Annotated in this window: 14 protein-coding genes; 1 reads left to right on the top strand and 13 read right to left on the bottom strand. The window is 46.2% G+C overall.

The genetic code is table 11. From position 1 onward, the window contains the following. Positions 1-5: 5 nt before the first annotated feature. The gene (locus KUA11_RS05990) at positions 6-422 is read left to right on the top strand and encodes a lytic transglycosylase domain-containing protein (protein WP_217409443.1); all 417 of its coding nucleotides are present in this window, start codon (positions 6-8) and stop codon (positions 420-422) included. Positions 423-549: 127 nt separating this feature from the next. Here the strand turns inward: KUA11_RS05990 and KUA11_RS05995 are convergent, their stop codons facing one another. The 13 genes from KUA11_RS05995 to KUA11_RS06055 all read right to left on the bottom strand — a co-directional run bounded on the left by KUA11_RS05995 (position 550) and on the right by KUA11_RS06055 (position 12,253). Further along, positions 550-1,272, bottom strand: coding sequence for a tetratricopeptide repeat protein (locus tag KUA11_RS05995; protein ID WP_217409444.1), 723 nt, complete (start codon positions 1,270-1,272; stop codon positions 550-552). Between the two features lie 32 nt (positions 1,273-1,304). Continuing rightward, complete coding sequence (locus KUA11_RS06000; protein WP_217409445.1) at positions 1,305-2,219, bottom strand: type II secretion system F family protein; 915 nt, start codon at positions 2,217-2,219, stop codon at positions 1,305-1,307. Beyond that, positions 2,216-3,193 (bottom strand): type II secretion system F family protein, encoded by a 978-nt coding sequence (locus KUA11_RS06005; RefSeq protein ID WP_217409446.1) that lies wholly within the window; start codon positions 3,191-3,193, stop codon positions 2,216-2,218. Before KUA11_RS06005 ends, KUA11_RS06000 begins: the two co-directional genes overlap by 4 nt. After that, positions 3,186-4,529 (bottom strand): TadA family conjugal transfer-associated ATPase, encoded by a 1,344-nt coding sequence (locus KUA11_RS06010; RefSeq protein WP_254454707.1) that lies wholly within the window; start codon positions 4,527-4,529, stop codon positions 3,186-3,188. Before KUA11_RS06010 ends, KUA11_RS06005 begins: the two co-directional genes overlap by 8 nt. Next, complete coding sequence (locus KUA11_RS06015; protein WP_217409447.1) at positions 4,526-5,782, bottom strand: CpaE/TadZ family protein; 1,257 nt, start codon at positions 5,780-5,782, stop codon at positions 4,526-4,528. Before KUA11_RS06015 ends, KUA11_RS06010 begins: the two co-directional genes overlap by 4 nt. Further along, a complete protein-coding gene (locus KUA11_RS06020) occupies positions 5,779-6,072 on the bottom strand; it encodes a hypothetical protein (protein WP_217409448.1) in 294 nt (97 codons plus the stop codon). The genes KUA11_RS06015 and KUA11_RS06020 overlap by 4 nt, the downstream gene beginning before the upstream one ends. Positions 6,073-6,085: 13 nt before the next feature. After that, positions 6,086-7,501: a type II and III secretion system protein family protein gene (locus KUA11_RS06025; RefSeq protein WP_217409449.1), complete on the bottom strand. Its 1,416-nt coding sequence runs from the start codon at positions 7,499-7,501 to the stop codon at positions 6,086-6,088. Then, entirely contained in the window at positions 7,491-8,351 is an 861-nt protein-coding gene (gene cpaB, locus KUA11_RS06030; RefSeq protein ID WP_217409450.1) for a Flp pilus assembly protein CpaB, read from the bottom strand. Before cpaB ends, KUA11_RS06025 begins: the two co-directional genes overlap by 11 nt. Positions 8,352-8,366: 15 nt before the next feature. After that, positions 8,367-8,810 carry a prepilin peptidase gene (locus tag KUA11_RS06035; RefSeq protein ID WP_217409451.1) on the bottom strand — a complete coding sequence of 148 codons (444 nt, stop codon included), beginning with the start codon at positions 8,808-8,810 and terminating at the stop codon, positions 8,367-8,369. A 30-nt stretch (positions 8,811-8,840) separates the two neighbouring features. Then, positions 8,841-9,062, bottom strand: a complete 222-nt coding sequence (locus KUA11_RS06040) for a Flp family type IVb pilin (RefSeq protein WP_217409452.1) — start codon at positions 9,060-9,062, stop codon at positions 8,841-8,843. Between the two features lie 121 nt (positions 9,063-9,183). Continuing rightward, a complete protein-coding gene (locus KUA11_RS06045; protein WP_217409453.1) occupies positions 9,184-9,948 on the bottom strand; it encodes a copper resistance protein B in 765 nt (254 codons plus the stop codon). After that, positions 9,945-11,810 carry a copper resistance system multicopper oxidase gene (locus tag KUA11_RS06050; protein WP_217409454.1) on the bottom strand — a complete coding sequence of 622 codons (1,866 nt, stop codon included), beginning with the start codon at positions 11,808-11,810 and terminating at the stop codon, positions 9,945-9,947. Before KUA11_RS06050 ends, KUA11_RS06045 begins: the two co-directional genes overlap by 4 nt. A 74-nt stretch (positions 11,811-11,884) precedes the next feature. Then, a complete protein-coding gene (locus KUA11_RS06055) occupies positions 11,885-12,253 on the bottom strand; it encodes a hypothetical protein (RefSeq protein WP_217409455.1) in 369 nt (122 codons plus the stop codon). Between the last annotated feature and the right edge of the window lie 64 nt (positions 12,254-12,317).

The following is a 12,317-nucleotide window of genomic DNA, read 5'->3' on the forward strand; positions in this document are numbered from 1 at the left end:
CCCACATGCCCGCTCCCCTTCTTGCCTGCATGCTTGCCGCCGCCATCCGTTACGACATACCGCCACGAGTGCTGCCCGCGATATGGGAAGTTGAACGAGGAACGATCGGCCTTGTACACCGCAATGCCAACGGCACGGATGATCTCGGACTCATGCAAATCAACACGCAATGGATCACCACAATTTCCCAGATCACGCATATGCCCGCCGTACAGACAGCAGCGCGTCTCGTGTCAGACGGCTGTTTCAATATTGCCGCTTCGGCAATGATCCTACGGACTTATATGAATGAAACGCATGGTGACCTGATGCAGGCAATCGGCAATTATCATTCTCATACGCCTGATCTGAATAACGCTTACCAGCAGCAAGTTATGCGAAAAGCGATGCGCTTATTTTCTAGGACACCCACCACCCAATAGTATACATGAAATGAAAATTGAATATGTTACAAAAAAGTATTTAATTTACCACAATTAAGCAAATCATCATCGTAATAAATACATTAAATATAAGTCAAAAAATTATTTTTAAATAAATCAATGACATTCACTGCAAAAAAACACCTTTCGCATTTTTGTATCCCCATATTTCCTTCAATTTTTTCATATGGTCACTCACTTTGTTATTTGGAATATATTTATACAAAATCGCTTCAGCTTCTGAAAATCGACCATTAGCAACCAATACCGCAGCATAGTCTTCCTGCACTTTTGACGTGGTATCTTGTGCCATCGCATACGGTTTAATGATAGAAAGTCCTGTTTTTGCATCCCCGGACAACGCAAGAGATAAGCCCAAATTAATTTCTGGAGATATTTGCGTCGGATCTAACGAAATAGCTTTTCGATAAACATCCTGCGCTTCGGAATATTTTCCGTTTAAATCTAACGAAATACCATAATCATTCATAACGTGCACATCGTTAGGATAAAGTGCTGTTATTTTTTCTAAAATCTTCTGAGATTTATACGGGTTTTTGTTTATGTAAATACGAGCCAATCCCACCCATGCCTCTTTCGATTCAGGATGAATAGATAACGCTTCTTTGTAAAGGGAAATAGCTGCATCTTGCCGTTGTAATATTGAATTCGCAGCAGCCTCACGCATGATGATTCCATAATTTCCTGGATAGCGATGATATAAATCATTCAACTCATACATCGCATTCTCCGTCGCACCACTGGCCAACTGAGCATCAATCACATCTAAATCTTTTTCTGAGAAACTCTGCTGCACAGAACAGCCAGAAATCAACAGAGAAATCGCCATCAAAATTATATAAAAAAACAAATTACACCACCTTATTTCTTTAATATACTCATTACATTCACAATAGCTGGGCCAGCAACGATAATAAACATACATGGTAAAAGAAATATTATCATGGGGAATGTTAAGACGACAGAAAGTTTGGCAGCTCTTGCCTCAAAATTTGTCAGTTTCTCTTCTCGTATTTCGGAAACCAAGATTCTCAGAACCGATGCGAGAGGTGTTCCCGTTTCCAGACTTTGGGAGAGAGCGGCGCTTAGTCGTTCCAATGCCGGAATCCCAGTTCGTTTTCCCAACGCTTCAATCGCCTGCATCTGATCGGAATTAACTCTCATTTCATCTACAGTTTTACGAAATTCTTTAGCCACATTTGGATTTAAGGATTTCATTTCCGAAGAAACGCGTTCCATGCTGGGTTCCATGGCCAAACCAGACTCTGCACAGACTAAAAAAATATCCAACGCATCGCCCATTCCCATTTCCACAGACCTTAAGTAAATAGCATAGCGTTGATCCAAATAAACATTCGGAACTATAAAACCAAACCACAAAAATACTGCAGTAAATATTTTCTCAAAAAGATAATTACTTGTCATATGAGGCAAAAATAACAAACTAAATAGAAAAAACAAAATAGCACAACCGAACTTACTTCCAACTAAAATTCTTACATCCACGTCATACTTATAAATGTCCTTCTTTTTAATTCCATAAATAATATCTTTTGGAAAAAAATGAAAATTTATAATATATTCACCGATAAATAAAAATGATCTTACAATTATACTACTCCTTACAACATCAGAATCAAAAACATCAACATCATACTGACAAAAACTCAACACTCTATTCTTTATATTTTTTCTCTTTTTAATATTTAAGCTAATATTGTGAACAGAAAAAAGCATTAAACCAATAAATACAGAAATAAAAATATACATACTCATCTTAGTAAAACCTTGATTATGGCAAACATAGAACCCACCCCCAAGAAAAACAAAATACCTGCTATCATAAATATAAACAATCCACTGCTCGTATCAAAAAAAACACTTAGATACGATTTATCAACAAAGTAAAGCATAAAAAGCATAAAAATAGGCATACCCATCAAAACATAACAACTCAATCGAGCTTCAGATGCTAACGCAATAGCCTTCTTTCTAGCCATTAATTTTTTTCTAACATTTCCAGCAAAACTATCAAGTACTTCAGACAATCCACCTCCAGTACGAGACTGCAATCCAACAATTATTGAAAAAAACTTATATTCATTTACATTAGACGATATTGACATTTCATCTAATGACTCCGACAAGTCTTTACCGACAGAAATACTCTCCACGACAGACTCGAATAAATTTTTTGTTGGCTGAGGAGCTTGACGCGCGACAATTTCTAGACTTCTTGGCAATGAAATACCAATTTTCAAACTTCTAGACATCATAAATACTGCGTCCGGCAACTGCTCAATTAATTTAGTTTTATAGATACCATATTTCCTCATTAAAATAATTTTTAATAAAATTAAATAAATAAACAAAAAACACAAAAAATACTTTAACTTAAAAATATATACCGCCACAAATCTCACAACAACAATAACACCAAAAAATACAGCAAAAGAAATTGTAAAAAATTTCCTTATGTAACCCTCTCTAAATTCATATGCATTAAACTTTACTCCAACAATAATTTCTAATAAATTATAAACAAAATCATATCTATTAATTTTACTAATTATTAAACTTTTACTTTCTTCTTTTGAAGATTCATTAAAATTATTATAAACAACTACTTTAATTCTATTTATTTTTTTTATATTTTTGTTATTGTTTTTAAATAAAATTGACAATGAAATTATAAAAAAAGACATTAAAAAAAGTATTATTCCGATATACATAATCAAATAATTACTCATTTAACGTATTATTCCATGCTTTATCTAACTGATATCCAACCAATGACTCATAAAAACTCGGTCTTGATTTTGATACTTTATAATGCCCCTGTATTTTTCCATCATATCCTTCTCCATCCATACTAAAGCTAATTACATCATTCAATGTTACCACATCGCCTTCAATACCAGAAACATCAGTTATTTGTACTATTCTTCTTACTCCATCTCTTTGACGCTCTATCTGAACAATCAAATCGACTGCACCTACAATCTGAGTCCTAATAGCCCCCGCAGAAAGTCCAAAATTTCCCATTTGTACCATATTTTCTATTCTTGTAAGAGCATCTCTCGTCGTATTAGCATGAATAGTTGACATACTTCCATCATGCCCTGTATTCATAGCTTGAAGCATATCAAATGCTTCAGCTCCACGGACCTCACCAATAATAATTCTATCAGGTCGCATCCGCAAAGCATTCCTTACCAAATCTCTTTGTGTAATCTCACCAGTACCCTCAATAGAAGGAGGGCGAGTTTCCAATCTAACGACATGAGGCTGCTGGAATTGCAACTCAGCAGCATCTTCTACGGTAATTATTCTCTCACCTGGATCTATCAAACGCGACATAGCATTCATTAGCGTCGTTTTTCCAGAACCTGTACCACCAGAAATAATAACATTTAGTCGTATTCTAGAAGCTATTTCAAGTAATTTTGCAACTTTTACTGAACAACTTCCATTTTCAACTAACTGTTTAAAATCTATCTTCCTTCTAGAAAATTTTCTAATTGAAAGATAAGGACCATCTAATGCCAAAGGAGGAAAAACGATATTAACTCGTGAACCATCTTCTAATCTAGCATCAACTGTTGGACTAGATTCATCAACTCTGCGCCCAACACCCGAAGCTATCCTTTGACTAACGGCAATCAAATGGCGTCTATCTCTAAATTTTATTCCAGAATCCGCTAATTTTCCGTATTTTTCTATAAAAATTTTATACGGACCATTTACCATAATATCGGTAATTTTGTCATCATCCAGTAAGGGCTGAATTGGACCCAAACCATTAATATCATTAACCAACTCATTAGCTAAAAGCTTTTGCTCTCTCGCGTTAAGCTGAACTCTTTTTTCATTCGCTATTTCATTAACAACACGCTCAATTTCAGGGATAAGCCTCTCAGAAGAAAGTTTCGAAACCGCGATCGGATCCAGTCTCTCCAAACACAAACCATGCAACTCAGCCCACTGCACGATCATCTCTTTATGTGCAGGATGTACGACATCGCTATCAAAATGTATATCAGGTCTGTTTGACATCTTTTTCCCAAATGACGGAGAAATAGTCATGACCGAAACCTCGCAACAATCTGATCTACGCACGATCTCAAAAACGACTTCTCTTCTAGACCATCAGGCATCATAACAGAAGCAGCTTCTTGGGAGAGGTTTCCAATAGAAGATCTAAAATTACCTTTTAAACTTGCTGCTGGGCACCCTGATATTTCAGATTCATTCAATATTTTGGGTACGAATGGAATAATCACATCTGGAGGGCGTCCAAACCCATCTGATATTTCCTTAAGTGAAAGAGAGCCTGGTATGCCAAATTTATTGAGAACAATAAGAGGCCTAGACATTTTAGACTGAGACTTAAAGCTCGCGACAAACCGTAGAGCATCTCGTAAAGCTGATAATGTTGGGTCCATCACCAGCACATTTTGTTCGCACAACTCCAGCATCTTCCTAGAAATCTCATCATCGATTCCAGGCATATCGATAGCTATATAATTATATTTTTTTTTGACAACATCAATAAGATGAAAAGGCGCTCTCTCATCTACAACCAAAGTATCGGTTAAATTAATCTGCGATCCCAGAACATCACATCGCGCACCTACACGCTGGGCACTACGCTCAATAAATAATTCATCAACACGCTGCGGAGCTTCGAAAGCTGTCTTTAATCCTCCATCCACACGTGTTCCAAGAAGAATAGATACTGACCCAGTATAGAGATCTCCATCGATGATCAATGTATGTCTTCTAGCTACCTCTCCCAAATACCACGCAAAATTAGAAGCAATCGTTGTTGTTCCAACGCCTCCCCTCACCCCCAGAAACCCTATTACTCTTCCTCCTCGGGCAGCATGAAGCTCAAAATCACCATCTGCCAGAAATGGACCAAAAAACCGCGTTACCATCGCACGGTTAAGCGGTTTATATAAATATTCAGCTACACCCAACCCACGTGTAAGTTGTCTATAGAAATTAGCATCCTGTCGATCACCAATTACCAGCACTTTTACATCTGGCTCAATAACATTCGCAAGTTCGCCCAGCACGGTGAGAGGTTGATCCTCCCCAGAAACATCAATGATGAGAATTTTAGGCGTTGCCCCTTTCCTCAATTTTGATGTGGCTACCGAACACGATTGACATGCGATTGAATAGTTTCCCGGCTGAAATTCATCTAGAATTTCACGCAAAATATTCTCACTTGCGACATCAGCAACAAATGCTTGGACGACAACCTGTCGAGAGGATTTTGATTTGGCACCTTCAAAACTCTGCCCTAGATCAAGCATCCGGAACTGGCTCATTGTCCAGTTCCTCCATTCGACTGGCTATTAGCCACGTTCGTAACCTGCAAACGCTCAATCGTTTTCGTTTTTCCATCACGAAAACGATGCACGGCATCCGTCACCTGCTTAGCATCGTAATCCGCATCGTGCCTTCCATTAAAAATATCTGAAGGCGACGCTACCTGCAAAACAAGATTACGCTGATTGGAATTAGGAGAGTTCCATCGTCCCTGCATATAAGGAGGGTCGATTTCCGCACATCCTCCAAAGAATAAAAGTGGGACAACCAAGAACACACGCATAGACATCAGACTTATCATCCTATTCCACCATAAATCCGACATCTAATGGTTCTTTTGGTGAGGACTCTCCTTGCTTTCCCGACCCCTTTCGGGAAGAAGCCACTCCACTCTGCCTTAACCGGAACACACGGTTATAATCGTCAGGCGGCGTCCAATTATCATCTGGTCGAGACAAAAGATCAGGATTTTGCACAGGACGAACAATATATGGCGTTACTATAATAACCAACTCACTTTGATTATGCTGAAAACTATCGGATCGAAACAATGCGCCTAGAATTGGAATATCTCCCAATCCGGGCAAACCCAAGCCTGCCACGGTTGCGCTATCCTGAAACAACCCTGCTATAGCAAAGCTCTGACCGCTTCCCAACTCTACTGTTGTATCGGCACGACTCACCGTAAGAGCCGGAATACTAATGCTGTTATTGCCTTCACCAAACGAAACAGCACCCGTACTCGTTAACTGACTTACCTCAGGGCGCACATGCAGACTAATACGACCAGATGTCAAAACAGTCGGAACAAATGAAAGAGCCACACCATACTGCTTAAATTGAACCGAAACAGTGTTGCCATAAGACGAAATCGGTATCGGGAACTCGCCACCAACAAGGAAACTTGCTGGCTCACCACTCAAAGTTGTCAAATTAGGTTCCGCCAACGTGTGAACCAGTTGATCTTGGGCCAAGACATCAATGATCGTTTCGAGAGTAGTCGGATGACCCGCAACACGGAATCGGGACAAAAACGAAAAGCTGCTTTGGCTCGTGGCCATTGCCGCCAATGGATTTTTGGTGGCTACTCCAATAACTGCGCTTGTCCCCAGTGCATTCATGCTCTCCCATTCCACACCAATTTCTCGAACCAACTGCCGAGACATTTCAACAATCCGCACCTGTAAATTAACCTGCGCCGATTCTTTCATTCTCAAATGATTATAAACCGGACTATCACCGGCTTCATCACGAGCAGCTTCTTCCACTCGTTCAGCACGCTCAGGAGTAGCCGCCATTCCTTCCAAGGTCATGCCCTTCTCACCAAAACGAGAACGCACTTTGGTTGACGCTTCCTGCTCGCTTAACCGTGCGGTGCGCGAAGCAGCATACTGCTGTGGAAGGACAACAATGTCATATTGTCCGACAGGATGCCCTTCCTGATCCGCCGCCGAAATGGTGGTGCGACCCGGCCCTGTACCAAAAACAAATAACGTCGTGGAACTTGCCGGCCTAACCTCCGCCACCTTCGGATTTGCGGCAAATGCGCTGGCAGCTCCAGTTTTCAATTCAATTAATTTACCGGTGCCAACCTCAAGCGTAATGGCCGAGGAGACTGGCGCAGCTTGCGCTAATGACGGAACGTTACCTGCTGCGACAGCTACAAAGGCTGTCGAAAGGCATAAACGCCCTATCATTGCAATTAAATCAATGCGCATTACTTGAAACTTCCGCCAGACCGTTAAACACTCGAAGCGATGTCGAGGTCATAGGAACAGTAGGCTCAACTTCTTTTTTTTCCCTGAATTCGGGCTGGAAAACATCTTCATTCCAGACCGTTCCCGCAGCATCCGGATCAGACGGAAGCCGCATGAGAGAGCGTAGGGTAAGGATTATTCGTCCCATTTTTTGCGCAAGAGCCAGCTTCTGGGCATCGGCCGGTGACAACTCAAGAACGGCAGTTCTTGCATTACTCTGATTAGCGGGATTCGGGCTGACGCCGCGTATCAACCGCTGATCGATAGCTACGACTCTGACATTACGCAGGATGGTTTCCGCTGCCTGAGAATGGTCACCTGACGTACTGTTCGCAGTATTTATTGTTGGCACCAAAAGCACATCGACATGATCACCTGGCCAGATAAGCCCTCCCACAGCATTTCCGGGATCAATCGAGATCGCGATTCCTCGCTGCCCAGGCATCAGAAGGGCCGCAAGAAAACTTCCATCCCCAGAATGCACAACATCGTCTGTTCGGATTGGCCCCCCTTTCGGCACCGATACCCGCAACAGAGCCCCGACCATTCTCTGACGGACGGCAGCCGACGCTGGCATCGCCCCAGGAGACATGAAGGCTTTGGGAACTGAAGTTTCTCCCATCTCTTCGGCACTCAGCACTTCGCCCGCGTGCAGATCCTGCTTGGCCGTAAGAATGGCCACACGAGGTTCAGGTTTGGCCAATTGGACGACAGGATGCGGAACTTCCTTCCGCTGTGTCTGCTGGTACATAAGGTAGCCACACAGACAACTCAGAATCATGATGCAGATATAAGGCCAGTTTCTGTACATGCCGGCGAGTCTGCCTTAGAAATGATAGAGATTTATGAATGTTCCGGCGGCGATCGCCACTCCATAGGGAACGGTCTGATCTCCGATACTACCCCATCCTGTCACAAACTTTATCCAATGCCATGCCAGACACATACCCGCAACGACGCTTCCGGCAACAGCGATGGAGAGAAATAATGAGAGCAACCCGGAAATCGGGACGATCGGGATCAACCCGATCATAAGCTTCACGTCACCCCCACCAAAAAGGTGACAACGCCACAGGATATAAAGAAAAGGGGCCAGAGAGACTGTGACCAGAAGGCTGCACAGAGCATCTCCCCTTATGACAGCCACACCCAGCGACATAAAAAACACAACCAGAACAGTCCAATTATAAATGGACCTTCGGTAGATATCTGTACCCGCCGCATAAAAAAGAGAAAGGGATGCTAGCACAATAAACAAATTGTACAGCACCCCTTCCTCCACTATATGCTACAATACAGATTATGTATTTCCGGGCGCACTTCCGACAATGGTGCTGATGCTTCCATATACCGTGCTCAGGCTGCTTCCCAGGCCCTTCGCGGCGGCCAAAACAATAACCGCCAGAACACCGGCGAGCAGCGCATATTCAATGGCCGTCACGCCTTCGCGATCAGCAAACAATGAACGCATACGCATCACCATGCGCGAATTCATGGCCTTGTTGAGAAGAAGATTTGTCATGTGCATCGTCCTGTCATGACGTTGAAACCAGTCCTGCCGGAACGATTGAAGAAAATGTTCGCACGCACGGCTTGGATTACGTTTCTCTCAAATTACTTAAACAGAGATTAACGCCGACATTTCAAAACCACGTCCGCACGCCGAACGTCACATTCAGATCATGCACCACCTGTTGATCTCTCCGCGCCATATCCGCTGCCTGACCAAAAGTTCCTGCGTATGTCACGGCAATATAGGGCGCGAGCTTACGGTACCATTCATAACGCAGGCGTAAACCAGCATCGATGTCCGATGCGCCACGTCCTACTCCACGTGCTCGGTCCGCATTCGAATAGAGATTCAATTCGACCTGCGGCTGAAGAATCAATCGATTCGTCAGAAGAATATCGTAAGACCCCTCAACACGTCCGGCAGCCCCACGATCACTGAAATAGGCCGTGGCCGACAACTCGAAGAAATAAAGAGCCAGCCCCTGCACACCCACCGCGCCCCACGCGCGCGTCGGTCCATGGTCAATGTCCAGACGCACGCCTGTCTGAAAATCGAAATACCGCGAAATGGCGCGATCATAGAGGGCCTCATGGTCTCCTCCACCAAATTGGCCCCGAGTGCTCACCGTGCCTTCGGATTTGATCCACAGCTTGTCGTAATCCGTCCCGTACCAAGCCTGTCCATCATAGCGAAACTCTCCGCCGCGGCCGCTATAACGAGCTTCAAACTGTTCAAGAATGGCATGGAGATAAAGCCTGCGATCCATCGTAGGCATGATGCCATTCACATACCGCACCGGCGTTACAGGAACCGTCGAAACAGTGCTGACCTGCTGCCCATGCGCAGCCACAACACCCTGCAACAGCACGACCGCAATTCCGATTGGGTATCTCATGACACCACCACAGTGCGGAACATGCCCGTGTCCATGTGATAAAGCAGATGACAGTGAAACGCCCACAGGCCCGGAGTATCGGCCGACACCAGATAGCTCAGGCGCTCGCCCGGCTTGACCGTGATGGTATGCTTGTAAGGACGATACTCTCCCTGACCGTTTTCCAGTTCACTCCATAATCCATGCAGATGAATGGGATGTTCCATCATCGTGTCGTTGATGAGAACCAGCCGGAGCCTCTCTCCCAGCATCATCCGTATCGGCTCGGCTTCGGAAAATTTCTTGCCGTCAAACCCCCAGATAAAACGCTCCATATTGCCGGTCAGATGGAGCGTCATCTCACGTGAGGGCGGACGGCGATCTTCACCCAGCTTCACAGAACGCAAATCGGCATAGGTCAGCACTCGCCGCCCGTTGTTCTCCAGTCCCGCTCCCGGCTCCGCCAATCGATTGATCGACGTCATGGCAATGCTCTGCACTTCCACACCGGGATGAAGAGGAACAGGAGGCTCCTTTTTCAATGGCGCCGCTGCGACGGATGCGGACTTCTCCTCACTCATATCCATGTCGCCCATGTCGTCATCCGACATGTTCATGGGAGCCGGTTTTTCGTGCGGACTTTCACGTTCCGGCATCTTCATGCCGGACATCTCCCCCACCTCTGAGGACGCATGACCGCCGGACGGCATATCCATACCCGCCATGCCTCCGTGCCCGTCTCCAGCCATGCCCATATCCGTCATGGTACGCAAAGGGCGCGGATCCATCGGTGGAACAGGCCCCAACACGCCGTCCCTCACCGCCAGCGTGCCACGCGCAAATCCCGTGCGATCCTCCGACTGCACGAAGACAGTGTACGGCCCCTCCTCCCTTGGGTGGACAATCACATCGTATGTCTCGGCGGGTGAAATGCGGAACTCGTCCACATTCACCGGCTCCACATCGTTTCCGTCCGCACCGACCACCTGCATGGTCAGCCCCGGAATACGCACATCGAACAACGTCATCGAAGCCGCATTGATGAAACGCAGCCGTATCCGCTCCCCGGGCGCAAACAGCCCCGTCCATCCCGTCCCCGGGGGCTGACCATTCATGAGATAGGTGTAGATGATCCCCGACACGTCCGAGATATCGGTGGGAGCCATATTCATGCCTCCCCACGTCAGACGATCGCGAATGGTCGCCCCAAGTCCGTCCCTGCGCGCATCCCGCACAAACGTGCCCACCGTACGCTGACGGAAATTGTAATAGTCGCTGTCGAATTTGAGATTGGACACGATGTCCATCGGATCGGCATCGGTCCAATCCGACAGGAGCACCACATAGTCCCTGTCCACCCAATGGCGTGGCGCCTCCACCGGATCGATGACCAACGCCCCCACCATCCCCATCTGTTCCTGACCGCCGGAATGGCTGTGATACCAGTAGGTCCCGCTCTGACGGACGGGAAAGCGATAGGTGAATGTCTCACCCGGCTTGATGCCGCCGAAGCTCAGTCCCGGAACCCCATCCATATCGGCCGGCAGGCGGATGCCATGCCAATGCAAGGATGTGTCCTCACGCAGCCGATTGGTGACATGAATCCGAACCTCGTCCCCCTGCCGCCAGTGAAGGATCGGCATGGGGGTCGCGCCGTTGATGCCGGTTGCCATGACCGACATTCCCCCCAGAGGGGCCGGAACACGCTCTACGGAAAGATCGAAAACCGATGCGACCGAAGGAATAAGACCCGTTGCGGGCCGGGGCGGCTCAACCGCCCCCAAATTGCGAGGGCAGGCAAGCGCCGCCCCCAGCAGCCCCGCGCCCTTGACGAAGCGACGACGGGTCAACGACGCCGTTTGGCGCTCATGAAGCGATGACATGACAGATCATCCTGGAAAATGTGTACGGCACAGACGCTCACACGTCTGTCGCTAGAGGGACTTTGTCCCCGACGTCACACCAGGAATCTGGGAGGAGGAGAATCCGGCGCAGGTGTGCGCCCATCCCGCGGCACCGTATGAAAAACACCATACCGTGCGAGAGCCGCCAGACGCGGCGCAACCCATTTAGGACCGATTCTTTCCGGTAAGGGCGACAGGACACATGTCCCCGTCAGACAACAGGCCTCCGTCGCAGAATGATGCAGGGTCTGTATCTTCGGGACGGCACAGGCCGTCTGCGTCTTCCCGCACTCCGTCATGACCATGTCATGATGAGCATGATGCATCGGTGTAGCCTGCAGGACATCATGCATCGCCAGAGCGCGCACCGGAGCAAAAACGGACAGAACCAGAGCCACCTGCACAAGCAGGCACGCCAGCATCCATCCTCCATGTCTCCAGCGCCTGCACTGCACGCCGCTCTTCTCCCGAAGTCTTTGTCTACAA

It is taken from the genome of Acetobacter estunensis, assembly GCF_019083805.1.
Lineage (GTDB): Bacteria > Pseudomonadota > Alphaproteobacteria > Acetobacterales > Acetobacteraceae > Acetobacter > Acetobacter estunensis_A.